17 protein-coding genes are annotated in these 14,763 nt (G+C 69.6%); 9 read left to right on the forward strand and 8 right to left on the reverse strand.

Features of this window, described 5'->3' with window-relative positions; translation table 11 throughout:
- Positions 1-40: 40 nt before the first annotated feature.
- Genes ABD882_RS04165 through ABD882_RS04190 form a run of 6 tightly spaced genes read left to right on the forward strand, consistent with a single transcriptional unit; the run spans position 41 to position 3,188 of the window.
- Positions 41-454: a hypothetical protein gene (locus ABD882_RS04165; protein WP_345184656.1), complete on the forward strand. Its 414-nt coding sequence runs from the start codon at positions 41-43 to the stop codon at positions 452-454.
- Positions 454-780 carry a hypothetical protein gene (locus tag ABD882_RS04170; protein ID WP_345184658.1) on the forward strand — a complete coding sequence of 109 codons (327 nt, stop codon included), beginning with the start codon at positions 454-456 and terminating at the stop codon, positions 778-780. Before ABD882_RS04165 ends, ABD882_RS04170 begins: the two co-directional genes overlap by 1 nt.
- Positions 777-2,204, forward strand: a complete 1,428-nt coding sequence (locus ABD882_RS04175) for a glycohydrolase toxin TNT-related protein (RefSeq protein WP_345184659.1) — start codon at positions 777-779, stop codon at positions 2,202-2,204. The genes ABD882_RS04170 and ABD882_RS04175 overlap by 4 nt, the downstream gene beginning before the upstream one ends.
- Complete coding sequence (locus ABD882_RS04180; RefSeq protein WP_345184661.1) at positions 2,194-2,472, forward strand: hypothetical protein; 279 nt, start codon at positions 2,194-2,196, stop codon at positions 2,470-2,472. Before ABD882_RS04175 ends, ABD882_RS04180 begins: the two co-directional genes overlap by 11 nt.
- Before the next feature lie 30 nt (positions 2,473-2,502).
- On the forward strand, positions 2,503-2,940 hold the full coding sequence (locus tag ABD882_RS04185; protein WP_345184663.1) for a hypothetical protein: 438 nt from the start codon (positions 2,503-2,505) through the stop codon (positions 2,938-2,940).
- Positions 2,937-3,188, forward strand: coding sequence for a hypothetical protein (locus ABD882_RS04190; protein ID WP_345184665.1), 252 nt, complete (start codon positions 2,937-2,939; stop codon positions 3,186-3,188). The genes ABD882_RS04185 and ABD882_RS04190 overlap by 4 nt, the downstream gene beginning before the upstream one ends.
- Before the next feature lie 12 nt (positions 3,189-3,200).
- Here the strand turns inward: ABD882_RS04190 and ABD882_RS04195 are convergent, their stop codons facing one another.
- The 3 genes from ABD882_RS04195 to ABD882_RS04205 form a co-directional block, all read right to left on the reverse strand.
- The gene (locus tag ABD882_RS04195; protein ID WP_345184666.1) at positions 3,201-4,220 is read right to left on the reverse strand and encodes an HNH endonuclease signature motif containing protein; all 1,020 of its coding nucleotides are present in this window, start codon (positions 4,218-4,220) and stop codon (positions 3,201-3,203) included.
- Complete coding sequence (locus tag ABD882_RS04200) at positions 4,217-4,546, reverse strand: hypothetical protein (protein WP_345184668.1); 330 nt, start codon at positions 4,544-4,546, stop codon at positions 4,217-4,219. The genes ABD882_RS04195 and ABD882_RS04200 overlap by 4 nt, the downstream gene beginning before the upstream one ends.
- A 105-nt stretch (positions 4,547-4,651) precedes the next feature.
- Positions 4,652-5,131, reverse strand: coding sequence for a recombinase family protein (locus ABD882_RS04205; RefSeq protein ID WP_345184670.1), 480 nt, complete (start codon positions 5,129-5,131; stop codon positions 4,652-4,654).
- A 153-nt stretch (positions 5,132-5,284) separates the two neighbouring features.
- On the opposite strand from ABD882_RS04205, the gene ABD882_RS04210 reads away from it, so the two are divergent.
- Positions 5,285-6,325 carry an NAD(P)-dependent alcohol dehydrogenase gene (locus tag ABD882_RS04210; protein WP_345184672.1) on the forward strand — a complete coding sequence of 347 codons (1,041 nt, stop codon included), beginning with the start codon at positions 5,285-5,287 and terminating at the stop codon, positions 6,323-6,325.
- 232 nt (positions 6,326-6,557) lie between these two features.
- On the opposite strand, the gene ABD882_RS04215 is transcribed toward ABD882_RS04210, so the two are convergent.
- Positions 6,558-7,550, reverse strand: a complete 993-nt coding sequence (locus tag ABD882_RS04215; RefSeq protein WP_345184673.1) for a malate dehydrogenase — start codon at positions 7,548-7,550, stop codon at positions 6,558-6,560.
- A gap of 84 nt (positions 7,551-7,634) precedes the next feature.
- Between ABD882_RS04215 and ypfJ the strand changes: the two genes are divergently transcribed.
- Positions 7,635-8,531, forward strand: coding sequence for a KPN_02809 family neutral zinc metallopeptidase (gene ypfJ, locus ABD882_RS04220; protein WP_345184675.1), 897 nt, complete (start codon positions 7,635-7,637; stop codon positions 8,529-8,531).
- On the opposite strand, the gene ABD882_RS04225 is transcribed toward ypfJ, so the two are convergent.
- The 3 genes from ABD882_RS04225 to ABD882_RS04235 form a co-directional block, all read right to left on the reverse strand.
- Positions 8,532-10,277, reverse strand: coding sequence for an aldehyde dehydrogenase family protein (locus ABD882_RS04225; protein WP_425563322.1), 1,746 nt, complete (start codon positions 10,275-10,277; stop codon positions 8,532-8,534).
- A gap of 51 nt (positions 10,278-10,328) precedes the next feature.
- On the reverse strand, positions 10,329-11,705 hold the full coding sequence (locus ABD882_RS04230; protein WP_345184678.1) for an MFS transporter: 1,377 nt from the start codon (positions 11,703-11,705) through the stop codon (positions 10,329-10,331).
- Between the two features lie 176 nt (positions 11,706-11,881).
- Positions 11,882-12,145 (reverse strand): glutaredoxin domain-containing protein, encoded by a 264-nt coding sequence (locus ABD882_RS04235; protein WP_345184680.1) that lies wholly within the window; start codon positions 12,143-12,145, stop codon positions 11,882-11,884.
- Between the two features lie 160 nt (positions 12,146-12,305).
- Between ABD882_RS04235 and ABD882_RS04240 the strand changes: the two genes are divergently transcribed.
- Entirely contained in the window at positions 12,306-13,484 is a 1,179-nt protein-coding gene (locus ABD882_RS04240; RefSeq protein ID WP_425563323.1) for a glycosyltransferase, read from the forward strand.
- 82 nt (positions 13,485-13,566) lie between these two features.
- Here ABD882_RS04240 and ABD882_RS04245 read toward each other — a convergent pair whose 3' ends face one another.
- On the reverse strand, positions 13,567-14,730 hold the full coding sequence (locus ABD882_RS04245; protein WP_345184681.1) for a polysaccharide deacetylase family protein: 1,164 nt from the start codon (positions 14,728-14,730) through the stop codon (positions 13,567-13,569).
- Positions 14,731-14,763 lie beyond the last annotated feature (33 nt).

Consider the following 14,763-nt stretch of genomic DNA (forward strand, 5'->3'; position numbering starts at 1 on the left):
GCAGCAGTTTTCTACAGGACACAGGAGCGGGGTGGATCCGATGAGTGACTTCTTCGAAGGCGCGAGCGCGGCCGAGGTGCGCGAGCGTCTCGCCGTGCAGGTGGAGCAGGCGCAGCGTCGCGCGGAGGCGGCGACAGCGGTGCGGGTCGAGATCGAGGCCGTGCGCGAGCAGGCGACATCCCCGCGCCGGGAGCTGACGGTCACGGTGGATTCGTCGGGGCGCCTGATCGACGTCGCGTTGACCGACGCGGGGCTGCAGCTGGGCGCCCGGGCGCTGGGCCGGATGATCGTGGACACGTCGGTGAAGGCGCAGCAGGCGGCCGGGGCCCGGGCGGCGCGGATCGCGGCCGACGCGTTCGGCGAGGACGATCCGGCGGTCGCGCACCTGCGGTCCGAGATCGAGGCGCGGGCGCCGAAGGCGGACGGCCTGCCGGACGGGATCGAGTACCGCTGATGGGTGACACGATCGCGTTGGATTTCGACCTGGGCCGGCGGCATGCGGCGCGGGTCGGCCAGGTGGCCGCGGATGTGCGCATGGCGCAGGACGCGGCGAGCTCGCTGAATCTGGCGGGCGGGGCGTTCGGGGTGATGTGCGCGTTCCTGGTGCCGCCGGCGGTGCTGGTGTCGCAGGTCGCGATCGGCACGATCAGCTCGGTGTCGGCGATGCTGGGCCGAGCGGAGACCGAGTTCCTGGGCATGGTGAGCGATTTCGAGGCGACGGAGGAAGAGTTCTCCGGCCGCTACAAGAGCATGCACGGAGCGTTGGGAGTGGCGCAGTGACGCCGCCGAATCCGTTGGTGGCGGGGGCGGTGGACACGTCGTCGCCGTTGTCGGGGACGTTCCTGCTGGAGGACGGTGAGGCGCTGGTCAACGCGATCAAGTCGGGGGACTGGGTCGCGGGTGGGTTTGCGGCGTTCGCGGCGGTGGCGGACACGGTGGCGGCGGTGTCGGATCCGCTGGGGTCTCTGATCGCGGCGGGTCTGGGCTGGTTGATGGAGCATCTGCAGCCGTTGAAGGGATGGTTGAACGATCTGACCGGTGACGCCGGGCAGGTGCTGGGGTTCGCGCAGACCTGGGGCAACGTGGGTACTCAGCTGTCGCGGTCGGCGTCGGATCTGGCGACGGTGCTGGGTGATCTGGATGCGGCGGATGGTGCGGCGGTGCGGGCGTATCTCGCGTTCCAGAATGATGTGGTGAAGCATCTCAACGGTGCGGCGTCGTGGGCGGGTGGCATGCAAGTGGGCATGCAGATGGCGTCGACGATCGTGCAGGTGGTGCACGACATGGTGCGGGATTCTCTGGCGCAGCTGGTGGGGTCGTTGATCTCGTACGCCGCGGAGCTGGTGTTCTCGCTGGGCCTGGCGACGCCTCTGGTGATCGAGCAGGCGTCGACGCGGGTGTCGGCGTTGGCGGCGAAGTTCTCGAAGAAGATCCCGGATCTGGTGAACGCGGTCAAGAAGCTGTCCGAGTTGCTGGAGAAGCTGCGGGCCTTGTTCAAGCGATTCTCCGACACCGCCGACAAGCTCCTGCACGGCGGGAAGGGCTCGCCGAAGCACGGTCCCGACGGTGCCGCTCCGAAGAAGCCGTCGATCGACGATATCCGTGCGAAGAGCACGCTCTCCGACGCGGATCTGGAGAAGTACCTGCGCCACACGTACGGCGATGATGTCGCGAACGAGTTCGCGAAGAGCGGGAAGATCCCGGACGACGTGCAGATCCCGAAGGATCCGTCGGTCCTGAACCCGGACGGATCCATCGACTGGAGCCAAGTGCCGGGCGGCGGCTACGTCCTGGATGGCGCGGGCAACCCGATCCAGCACCCGTACACGCCCCAGCCGGGCGAGGTCCTGGACCGCTACGGCCCGTCGGACGGCCGCTACACGTCCCCCGTTCCGGAGGGCGGACCCTACTCTTACGATCAGCGCTCGCTGCCGTATGCCGAGAACCCGAACCACTACCATCAGTACGAGGTGACGGGCGACCTCGGGGATCTCAAGGGAGCCTATGATCGTGCGCCGCAGTCCGTGAAGGATGATCTCGCACAGAACGGCTTCGATCCGAAGTACCTGGGCAGCCAGGGATACCGCGGTGACATCGCGGGTGGGTTCGGATCGACGGGTGGCGGTGTGCAGGTGCAGCTTCCGCTCGCAGTCGACGTGTTGGAGAAGCTCGGTCTTGTGAAGGAGGTGCGCGGTGGATCGTGAGAATCTGACGGTTGATCAGGTTGCGGAGTATCTCGCGACACATCCGATGGTCACGGCGAACTGGTTCGGGCGCACAGGCCGCGCCGAGAGGTCGACCTGGATAGACCGGGACGGCTCAGGATGGAAGGTCTGGGACACCGATGAGCGCGGCGTGGTCATGGACTTCATGACACTGCGGACCGAATCGGAGGCGGAGGCGTTGGACGCCTTCCTCCGTCGTGCAGAGCATCATCGGGACCTGGATAAGACCGCGACCCGCCGGGTGTGAGTCGTCAGTGCGTCAGAGGGAGTTGCGGACATGAAGTTCTGGGCCGACCGATCGGGGCACGCGCTGTCCCGTGAGCCGATCCCTGCCGGGGCCGAGGTGTGGGACCTGTACGGAACGGCGCGGACGCGATACGTGTGCGTCGTGCAGGACGGGCAGCCGGCCGTGTACGCGACCCGCTCGCTCCCGTGGGCGGAGAATCCCGCCGCCTATCACCAGTTCATCGTCGTGGGTGACTGCACGCGGATCCGCGTGGCATACGAGCAGGCGACGGATCCGGTGCTGCGGCGCGATCTCGAGGATCTCGTCGACATCGGCTACTACGAATGGGATGCGCCGATCATGGCAGGCACAGTCGCCCCGGCATTCGGCGACCCGGGGGGTGCCATGCAGCTGACCCTGCCCCTTCCGCTCGACTTCTACGTACGGCTGGGGCTCGTCCGCGAGCTGGAGCGGGGGGTCTCGGCATGAACCGGGAGACGGTCGGGCTGGATCTGGCGGCGCGCGGGTTCACCGGATATGCACTCTTGACCGATCCCCGAGGCAAGTCCAACATCGTGGTTCTCGCGGAGGGGAGCGGTGTCTGGGCCACGTTCCTGCAGGATGAGCGGGCGCAGGTGCTTCGCCCTTCCCTGCGTGAGTTCGCTCACGAAGAGGAGGCGCTCGCCGACTTCGTACACCGCGTCGAGCTGTGGAACCGCATCACCGGAGTGCGTTGAGCGTGCCCGCTCTCAGGCGAACTGCACGCGGGGCGGCGGGGCGTCGGTGTAGACGCGGCCGGTGGGGCTGATCCAGGTGATGACGCCGCCCGGCCCTTGACGGTCCGTCCATCTCCAGTGGTCGTTGAGGTCGGGATGCTTCAGGGCGTGGTGGCCGACGCAGAAGCAGCAGAGGTTGCAGATCTCGGTCTTGCCGCCCTTGGCACGGTCGTGATTGTGGTCGATCTGGCAGTTGCGGGCCGGTATCCGGCAGCCGGGGAAGCGGCAATGCCGGTCGCGAGCGCGGAGGAACCGGCGCATCCGCTCGGTCGGGGCGTAGGAGTCAGTCTGGACGAGCATGCCGCGCGGATCGAGGAACAGGCGATCCCCGTCCGCCGCCTCGGCGGCGAGTTGCCGGGCGACGTCGGGATCGATGGGGCCGTGACCGTCGTATTCAGCGGGCCGGTCGTCGGCGCCGGTCAGCGTGGTCGCGGCGATCGTGACCTGCGCGCTGCCGCGGATGTCGCCGAGCTCGGAGAGCGTGTCGGCGATGCCGGTGAGCAGCAGGTCGGTGACGATGTCGGCGCGGATCTGGTCGAGCGTGCGGTCGTCGCTGAGCGGCTCGCCCAGGTCGTCGAGCATGGATCCGAACCCGGTGAGGGGCTCGAGCTCCTCCTCGGTCGGCGCCCGGCCCGGCTGCGGCGCGCGCGGACCGTCGAAGCCCCCGCAGTCGGTCGCGGCGGCGATCTCGCGGATGCGGCGGGCCATTGCGGTGAACCGCTCGAAGGCTGCGTGTGCGAGCGGCGAGGGCAGGAGCACGCCGAACACGGACTGCCCGTCCTCGTGGTCGGTGACGAACGCGCGTCGTTCGTCGTGCGCGCGCCGGCTCCGCTCGGTCACCGACTCGGGGGCGATGGCGGCAGCCACGGACTTCGCGTAGGCCTCGGTGCGCGGCGCCGTCTCGGCGGCGGCATAGGGGAGCACTTGCTCTTCGAACCGGCGATGCGCGTCGTGATCAGAGATGCCGAGAGGCGCGGCCGCGGCGACGATCACCGCGACGTGCCGTGCCGAGATCTCCCCGCGCGCAGGGCGGCGAGGGTCGCCGGGAACCGATCCCGCAGTGACCATCCGGTCCCGAGTGCGCGGGCGGACGCGGCCCGGGTGATGTGCAGCTCGGCCGACACCTCTGCGAACATCGACCGCTCCGCCGCCTCATACCCGTCGGCGCCCGGGCGGATCTCGGCGAGCAGCAGCTCCACATGCTGGCCGCACAGTTCGGCCTTCTCCGCCTCCAGTGCCGCGATCGCGCGGTCGATCTGGCGGCGCCGATCCACGATCTCGTCGCTGCGAGCGGCATAGGGATCGGTGTGGATGGCCATACCCCAGTAGAGAACAAAGATCCGAAACGGACAAGCATCCAGGCACGCTGAAAATGCCTTCGCACCTGGGAATCGTCTGGATCCGGAGGGCCTCAGCGGTCGGCGTCAGCGCCCGGCGTCGGCGAGGTGGCGGGCGTCGTGGCTGAGCACCTTCACCATCACCCCGAGGCGGCGCAGTGTCGCGACCGTGCGGGCCTCTTCGTCGATGTCGCGACCGAGCGCGTGCACGTTCGCGACCACGAGCACATCACCCGCGTGCAGGGTGTCGATGAGGCGCGCGATGCGATCCGTCCAGCTCTCCAGGATGTCCGGCGCCGGGTGCCGGAAGCCCTCGATCGGCACGCCGAACCGGGTCAGATCGTCGCGCTGCTGCACGACCGACGGCATGCCCTCGCGCGCGACGACGAGGCCCACCAGACGGGATCCGTCCGGCTTCGCCGACCACCAGTCGCGATTGCGCTGCAATTCGGTGAAGCACTTCGGGCACTCCGCGGCGGCGTGCGGAAGGTGCAGAGGGCTGGTCAGCGCGGCATCGAGCGTCGCATCCGCCGTCGCGTCTGCGTGGTCGTGCGTCGTCGCATCCATGTTGTCGCCTCCTCTCGCCAGCACCATTCTGCCCTGTCCGGCTGTGACACGGGCCCGCGCGCCCGGATCCGCGGATCGGGGCGGATCCGACCGATCCTTTCCGTCCGCGCGATACGCTCGCAGAACACCCCAGATCCTTCGAGGAGCGCAGCCATGCCCGTCGTCGCCGCCTATGCCGCACCGAGTGAGGGCGCTGCCCTCGAATCCACCACGATCGAGCGCCGCGAGCCCGGCCCGCTCGACGTCGTGATCGACATCGCATTCGCGGGCATCTGCCACTCCGACATCCACACCGTGCGCGGCGACTGGGGCGCGCAGCGCTACCCGCTGGCGCCCGGTCACGAGATCGCGGGGATCGTCTCGGCCGTCGGATCCGATGTCACCCGCCACGCCGTCGGCGACCGGGTCGGCGTGGGCTGCCTCGTGAACTCCTGCCGCGAGTGCGACGCCTGCCTGCGCGGCGAGGAGCAGTACTGCACGGGCGGATCCGTCGGCACGTACGGTGCGATCGATCGCGACGGCACGGTCACCCAGGGCGGGTACTCGCGCCAGGTCGTGGTCACCGAGGACTTCGTCGTGCGGATCCCCGACGCCATCCCGCTGGATCGCGCGGCTCCGCTGCTGTGCGCCGGGATCACCACCTTCTCGCCGCTGCGGCACTGGAACGTCGGACCCGGATCGCGCGTCGCCGTGGTCGGCCTCGGCGGACTCGGCCACATGGCGGTGCAGATCGCGCACGCGCTCGGCGCCGAGGTCACGGTGCTCTCGCAGTCGCTGCGGAAGAAGGACGACGGCCTCCGCCTCGGCGCCGACCGCTATCTCGCGACGTCGGATCCGGCGACCTTCGCGGAGAACAAGCGCGCGTTCGACCTGATCCTGAACACGGTGAGCGCGCCGCTGCCGCTCGACGCGTACCTCGGCACGCTCGACACGAACGGCACGCTGGTGAGCGTCGGAGCCCCGCCCGAGCCCCTTTCGTACCGGGCGGGACTGCTCATCGGCGGCCGCCGGTCGCTGGCCGGATCCGCGATCGGCGGCATCGCCGAGACCCAGGAGATGCTCGACTTCTGCGCCGCGCACGGCATCGCCGCCGAGATCGAGGTCATCGGCGCCGACGGCATCAACGACGCCTACGACCGCGTGCTCGCCTCGGACGTGCGGTTCCGCTTCGTGATCGACGTCGCGACGATCTGAGCCCGCGCGCCGTGGCGTGGGCGCTGTGCGCCGCGCGTCGCGGAATCCGTTCGCGCTGTCGATTCCTGAAGGCGCTGCGTCAACCTACGCAGCGACTTCAGGAAAGAGCAGCGCGACCGCAGGAAACCACAGCGTGACCAGGAGACCGCAGCGCATTCAGGAAACTGCAGCGCGGGTGGGGCCACGGGAGGAACGGGCAACCGAGTGCTGCGGGGCCCGCGCCGGGACGCGGTCAGATCAGGCCGAGTGCGCGGACGGCGTCGCGCTCCTCGACGAGCTCGGCGATCGAGCGTTCGATGCGCTCCTGGGCCCAGCCGTCGGGATCCAGACCCTCCACGATGTGCCACTCGCCATCGACCGCGCGCACCGGGAACGAGTTGATCAGGCCCTCCGGCACGCCGTACTCGCCGTGCGACACGACGGCGGCGCTGGTGCGGCGCTCTCGGGTTCCGAGCGCCCAGTCCCGCACGTGATCGATCGTCGCCGAGGCGGCGGACGCGACGGACGAGGATCCGCGCACCTGGATGATCTCGGCGCCCCGCTTCGCGACCCGCGGGATGAACGTGGCATCGAGCCAGGCATGCACGTCCCTGGTCTGCTCGGCGAGCGCATCCAGAACCGGGCGCCCGGCGACGGTGGCATGCGCGACGTCGGGGAACTGTGTGGCCGAGTGGTTGCCCCAGATCGTGACGCCGGCGATATCGGCGACGGGCGCGCCGAGCGCCGCCGCGAGCTGGCCCCTGGCGCGGTTCTCGTCGAGCCGGGTCAGCGCGCTGAACCGCTCGGCGGGCACGCCGTCGGCAGACGCCGCAGCGATGAGCGCGTTCGTGTTTGCGGGGTTCCCGACCACAGTCACCCGCACTCCCGGCGCAGCGTGTGCGGCGATCGCGGATCCCTGCGGGCCGAAGATCGACCCGTTGGCGGCGAGCAGGTCGCCGCGCTCCATGCCCGGGCCGCGAGGCCGGGCGCCGACGAGCAGCGCGTGGTCGGCGCCGTCGAAGCCCACGGCGGGATCGTCGGTCACCTCCACGTGCTCGAGCAGGTCGAAGGCCCCGTCCTGCAGTTCGAGCGCTGCGCCCTCAGCCGCGCCGATCCCGGCGGGGATCTCCAGCAGCCGCAGCCGCACCCTCTCCTCGGGGCCGAGCATGTCGCCGGCCGCGATCCGGAACAGCAGCGCGTAGCCGATCTGTCCGCCCGCGCCGGTCAGCGTCACCGTGGTGGTCATTCCGGCTCCTTTCGGCCGCGCGACGCGCGCCCGGTCCGAGCCTATTCCTCGCCGCTGACGTGCGGATCGTGGAAAACTGTGCTCATGACCTTCAACCCGGATGCCGACGTCTCGGACAACAACGTGCAGCGGCGCGGTCGCGGCGGACGCACCGCGGCGATCGCCGGTGGTGGCGTGGTCGGCCTCGGCGCGGTCGTGGTGATGCTGATCAGTGCGTTCACGGGCGTCGACCTGACCGGCTTCCTGGGTGGCGGCACGGATCCCGGATCGCAGAGCCAGCCGCAGAGCACCGGATCCGGCGAGGGCACCGTGCAGAACTGCAACACCGGCACCGACGCCAACAACAGCGTCGACTGCCGGGTCGCCGCCACCTCCCTGGTGCTCAACAAGTACTGGACCGCGCATGTGAAGGGCTACGTCAAGCCCGAGCAGGTCAGCGTCGACGTCGCCACTTCGACCCCGTGCGGCACGGCGTCGAACGACGTCGGTCCGTTCTACTGCCCGTCGGATCAGACGGTCTACATCGACCCCACCTTCTTCGCCCTGCTGCACCAGCAGTTCGGCGCCGAAGCGGGCGACCTCGCCCAGGTGTACGTCGTCGCGCACGAATACGGCCACCACATCCAGAACCTCATCGGCACGATGGCCAAGTATCCGAACAACGGCACCGGCCCCACGAGCAACGGCGTGCGCACCGAGGTGCAGGCCGACTGCTATGCGGGCGCCTTCATCGCCGACATGGCGACGCAGAAGGACAAGAACGGCAACGCGTACATGACCAAGCCGACCGAGGCGCAGATCAAGGACGCGCTCGACGCGGCCGCTGCCGTGGGCGACGACCACATCCAGCAGGCCTCCGGCGGGTACACGAACCCGGAGAGCTGGACGCACGGATCCAGCGCACAGCGCCAGGCGTGGTTCGCGAGCGGCTACAAGAACGGCCTGGGCCAGTGCGACACCTTCTCGGTGGCGACGCCGTAGCTACGCCCGCATCGCCTGCACGAGCGTGCGCATGAGTGCGAGCACGCCGCCGCGAACGCGATAGCGGGTCAGGCCCTCACTGACCTCGGCCGCGGTGCGCGAGGAGGCGAACCACGGCGGCTTCGGCAGGATCGTGAATCGACCGCCGTCGCGCACGATCGACGCCGAGCGCGGGAACGGGCGGAACGGCCCGCGCATCACGGAGCGCTCCACGTCGGCGAGCAGCAGCGCGTTGTGCACGACGCCGATCCCGCTGCCGACCTCGGCGATCGTGTTGCCCGGGTACGCGCCCCAGGTCACGGTCGGGGTGATGAAGCCGACGGCGGTCCAGGCGTTGATGGCGATGGATCCGTAGCGCAGCGCGGTGATCGCGCGCTCGAAGCCCCCTCCGAGCATCGTCTCGGTGGTCGGGTCGATCAGCAGGTTTGCGCCGAGCGTGCCCTGCAGCTTCTCGTTCGCGTGCGCGACGGCGGCGTCGAGGAACTCCTGCCCGGTGCCGCCGAGCTGCACGACGCCGAGCACCGGCGCGAAGTACTCGGTGTTCTCCAGCGCCGTGGGGTCGTCGCCCACGCCGATCTCGACGAGCAGGCGATCCGCGAGCACGAGCGCGTCGGGATAGGTCTCCGCTGCCTGCGCCATCCGCTCCGCTGAATGCGGATACCAGATCGGGCGCTCCGGGGCGAGCGCGTACGCACGGCGCAGCTCGATGAGGAACTGGTCCTTCTGCGCCCAGTCGTCCGAGAGGATCACGACCTGACCTGCGATGCAGTTGTGCCCGGCGTTCTGCAGGCGCATCGTGGCCACGTGCTCGGCCTGGAAGCGCAGATCCGCCGCGGTCCACTCGCCGGGCACCACGATGATGGGCGAGACGCCGCCGAGCTCCGCGGTGATCGGCGTCTTCAGTCGCGGGCGGTTCTCGCGCTTGCGGCGCTTCGTCTGGGCGGATCCCGGTCCCGTCGACGGACCCCACACGATCGCGTCGAACGTCGCCGCGGATCCGGTGATGTGCACATGCGCGAACCCGTGGTGCGCCGTCAGGTACGCGCCCACCTCCGGCCCGCCGCGGACGATGCGCAGGAACCCGGGGGCGATGAGCGGCGCGAGCGCGCGCTCGAACACGGGCACCAGGGCGTCCTGCGTCGGATTGACCTTGAGCAGCACGACCCGGTCGTGCGCGAGCAGCTCGTACAGCACGTCGAGCACCGGGATCGAGGTGATGTTCCCGGCGCCGAGCACGAGGCCGATCCCGCCGTCGTCCTCCGCCGTGGAGCGCTGCGCGAGGCCGGCCCGGGCCCTGGCGTCACCGGGAGTGACGCCCGGCGTGAGCCACACCTCGCCGGTGAAGCCGGAGAGCAGCAGCTTGTCGATTCCGAGCAGGGGGAACGTGTGCACCCTGGTCTGTCCGCTCGTGGTGCGATCGATGCGCACGTCGTCCAGGGGGTTGCGGCCGTTCGCGATCCGGTCCAGCGTCTCGATGTAGGCGTCCAGCGCGCCAAGGGTCGCGTACGGTCCGCTCAGCCACTCCTCGCCGCGGAGGGCGTGGCCGTCCGGCAGCTGCTTCGAGCGGACGGCGGTGCGCGCCCACTCCCGTGCGCTCGCCGCGACCGTGCGGCGCACGCCGCGCAGCAGCGTGACGCGCTGCCCGACGGTCAGCGCAGACCATGAGGCGGATCCCTTCCGCAGTGCGGAGATGGCTTCGTCGAGCGGCTCGCGGACGTCTTCGGCGAGGGTTTCAGGCATCGGCATCTCCTTCGGCGCGGTGACTCTCACATTACGCGCTCGACGTGGGACCGAGTCTCAGAGATCGGGGCCGTCGATGTCGATGCGGCGCAGGCGATACCGGTTCAGCGCGAACAGGCTGAGCAGCATCAGCACGGCGGGCAGAACGCTGAAGATCACCACGATCCCGGCGACGGCGCTGCCCGGCTGCACGACCGAGGAGGCGTCGGCCGCCGTACGCGACACGTACCCGGTGAGCGCCAGCACCACGGCGACGACGGTCGTGCCGAGCGCGAAGCCGACCGTCTCCGCCGCCGTCCACATGCCGGTGAAGGTGCCGGCCTGCCCCGGCCCGGTCTGGCGCTCGTCGTGCGAGATCACATCCGGCAGCATCGCCATCGGCAGCGTCTGCATCCCCGCGTACGCGACGCCCGCGAACGCGACCGAGACGTAGATCCAGGATCCGGGAGACCACAGCGCCAGCAGCAGCGACGCCGCCGCGAGCAGGTACAGCACCGAGGCGATGCGCAGCGCGCGCTCCTTCCCGATCCGCCGAGACAGCCGCTCCCATCCCGGCGTCGCGATCACCGCGGGGGCGACCAGCGCGATGAAGAGCAGCGTGACGGCGCTCTCGGAGTGCATCACCCAGGTCGCCACATATTGCGCGCCGGCCAGCATCGTGCCCGTGGCGAGGGCCTGCAGCAGATAGGTCCCCAGCAGCGCCCGGAACGGCAGCGAGCGGCGTACGGCGGCGAAGCCGGCGGCGTACTGCGCGCGGATCCCGACGTGCGCCACGGCCGCGGGCGCGACGACGGCGTCGTCGGCGGTGCGCGCGGCGATCAGCATGCCGACCCCGATCACGACGCCCGCGACGATGCCCATCAGGAGGTATCCGGTGACCGGATCCCCGGTGATCCGGCGCAGCTCCGGCCCGCCGCCGCCGAACAGCAGGATCGTCACCGTGAGCACGATCACGCGCCAGCTCAGCAGCCGGGTGCGCTCGTCGTAGCGCGGAGTCAGCTCGGCGGGCAACGCGATGTACGGCACCTGGAACAGGCTGAACGAGGTCGCCGTCGTGAGGAAGGCGATCAGCACGCAGATCACGCCGGCGACCGGACCGAACGCCGGCGGCACCGCGAACGTGAGCGCGAAGAACACCGGCAGCGTGAAGCCGCCGATCAGCATGAAGCGCTTGCGGCTGCCCGTGCGGATGAGGCTGCGATCGGACCAGGCGCCGATCACCGGATCGATGATGACATCCCAGATCTTCGCGAGCGTCACGATGGCGCCCGCCAGGATCGCGGCCACGCCCAGGTTGTCGGTGAGGAAGTACGCCAGGACCAGGCCGGGCAACGTCGAGAAGCCCCCCGTGCCGAGCGAGCCGACGGCGTACCGGGCGATCGTGCGGGCGGGAAGACGCGTGCTGGCTCGTTCTGGCCGAGCGGCGATGCTCATGCGCGTCAGTGTAGTGGCGGCGGGGCGGGCGCCGGTCTTGATCCGTGGCAGGGTCTGCTCCGGGGCCGGGATCTCGGGAGCGTTCGCTCCCGCCAGACCCGATGCCTGCGCGCCCGAGATCCCGGCCCCTGCGCTGCGCGCGGGGCGGGATCGGGCGGGCGCGGGTCAGATCGGGGTCAGATCAGGGAGAGCTCGCGGAGCTTGGCCTCGACGTCGGCGTTCGACGGCTCGACGTGGTGCGAGGAGTCGGGGTAGACCACCACGGGGATGTTCATGCGCCCCGAGATCTCCTTCGCGACGTCGGCCGCTGCGGGATCCGCGACCAGGTCGACGTAGGTGTATTCGATGCCGAGCTCGTCGAGCTGCTTCTTGGTGCGACGGCAGTCGCCGCACCACTCGGCGCCGAACATGGTGATGGTGTCAGAGGCGGGGGTGGTCATGTTTCCAGAATACGGCGGATTTCCGGGCCGGGATCCGGAGCGGCGGCGAGGGGATTCACCTGGCGTTCGCATTGCCGGGTCATGCTCAGCTGACAGGAAAGCCGAAGGTTTTCCATCGATGCTCATGGGACGATGTCCCAGTGACGAGCGGAGGAGGGGCATGAACGGCATGTCTTCGGCCGAGGTCCCGGGCGCCAGGGTCTCCGGCGCGACCGTGATCGTGCCGACGTTCAACGAACGCGACAACATCGCCGAACTCGTCTCCCGGGTCTCCGACGCCCTGGCCGGGCGCGACATCGAGATCCTCTTCGTCGACGACAGCACCGACGACACCCCGCACGTGATCCGCGCGATCGCCGTCGACGCGCCGGTTCCCGTGCGCGTGCTGCACCGCGACAAGCCCGAGGGTGGCCTCGGCGGTGCCGTGGTCGAGGGGATCCGCGCGGCGGCCTACGACATCTGCATCGTGATGGACGGCGACCTGCAGCACCCGCCGGAGCTGCTGCCCGAGATGATCGAGCGCTATGAGGACGGCGACACCGACGTGGTGATCGCGTCCCGCTACATCGGCGGGGGCGACAGCGGGGGTCTTGCCGGCGCGGTGCGCATCGGCGTCTCCCGCAGCGCCACGACGCTCACCAAGGCCATGTTCCCGATCCGCCTCGCCGGCGCGTCGGATCCGATGACCGGATACTTCCTCGTCGACCGGCGCAAGGTCGACCCGGCGGCGCTGCGCCCCAACGGCTTCAAGATCCTGCTCGAGATCCTGGTGCGCTCCGACGTGCGCGTCGCCGAGGTCCCGATGCAGTTCGGCGAGCGCCTGCACGGCGAGTCCAAGGCCTCGTTCCGTCAGGGCCTGGCGTTCCTGAAGCACCTGGCGCGACTGCGGTTCGGCAAGATGTCGCTGTTCGCGATCATCGGCGCCGTCGGCGCTCTCGCCAACCTCGTCATCATGTGGGCGCTCACCCACTTCGGCATGGAGTACATCTGGGCCGCGATCATCGCCGCCGAGGTGACGATCATCGGCAACTTCATCCTGCAGGAGCGCTACGTCTTCAACGACATGAGCGAGGACGCCTCCACGATCGGGGTGCGGTTCGCGCAGTCGTTCACGTTCAACAACGTCGAGGCGGCGCTGCGGATCCCGATCCTTGCGCTCATGGTCGAGACCTGGCACATCTCCAGCATCCTCGCGGCCGCGATCGCGCTCGTCGTCGCGTTCTTCGTGCGCTTCGTGTTCCACTCGCTCGTGGTGTACGCACCGCGCCGTTCCGTGCGCGTCGCGCGCAAGGCCGAGGTGCGCGTGCGCCTCGAGACCGAGGCCGCCGGCGCGGAGTGAGCCCGCCGGGCCCTTCGACAGGCTCAGGGACCGGGCCCTTCGACGGGCTACAAGGCTCAGGGATCGACAGGCGCGGGATCGCTCAGCCGATGTTGTTCTTCAGCCCGTTGACCGTGTCGCCGTAGTTGATCCGGATCACCGGCAGCTCGAGCTTGGGCGTGCCGATCTTCACGTAGCCGTAGTCGATTGTGCGGGCCAGCAGGAACCCGGCCTTCGTCACGCCTTCTTCGGCGGTGGCGTTGTAGTGCCCGTACGGATAGGCGATGACCTCTTTCACGCCGAGGATCTGCGCCGACTTCTCCAGGTCGGCGGCGACCTCGTCGGCGCTGAGATTCACCATCCTGCCCTTGCCGTTGGCGCCGGCGCGGTGCATGTCGTCGGTGTGCGAGCGCTGCAGCACGTACGGCGACGGGGAGCCCTCCTGGCGCGTCGAGGTGATCACGAACGACGTGGTCAGCAGCTTGCGCTCCGTGACGACGGGGACGGCGAGCTGCAGCCACGTCGGATCCGCATCGTCGTCCGTGATTATCAGCGAATGCTGCGGCAGGAACAACTTGCCGTCGATGAAGGAGTTCAGCTCTCTCCACGTCGGCAGGTAGAACTTCTGCGCCGCGACGTAGTCCATCTGCGCCTTGAAGGCCTCGATGTACACGTAGTTGTTGCGCAGCCAGCTGTGCTCGCCGTCGGGCTTGGTCGTGAACTGGTGATACATCAGGATCGGGATCTTCGCGGCCGTCGCCGCGTTCTGCTCCGGGGTCGTCCACGCCGCGTGCAGCGTGCGCTGATGGTCGGTGCAGGTCGCCAGCTGGGAGCCGTTCACCCGGTCGGTCTGCACCTGTGTCTGCGCGGTCTCGGGAGTCGGGTACCAGCCTGCGAACACGGATCCGGGACGCTCCGGGATCGGCAGGCCGGAGAACAGGACGCCCTCGGTCTGCAGCATCGGGGCATCAGTGATCCCGTCGCCCTGGAACGACACCGCGCACGCGGTAGCCGGGTCGGCGGCCGTCCGCAGCAGCTGCTGCGCGGGGGTCAGTGGTGTCTGGGTGGGTGTCGGGGTGGTCGTGCGGAGCGGGGCCGACGCCTCCGGCTTGGCCGAGCCGGACAGCGCATGCAGGGCGGTCGTGGTGACCACGGCGATGAAGGCGATCGCGAGCACGGCCACGAGGCCCATCGTGATCCTGCGTCGGAGGATCACGGCGCGCGGAGGCCGTTTCGGGCGCGACGGTGCGGGGGAGCCTCCGGACATAGTGCTGAGTGTAGGGGATCGGGGCTATCGGGC

It is taken from the genome of Microbacterium panaciterrae, from assembly GCF_039541635.1.
Lineage (GTDB): Bacteria > Actinomycetota > Actinomycetes > Actinomycetales > Microbacteriaceae > Microbacterium > Microbacterium panaciterrae.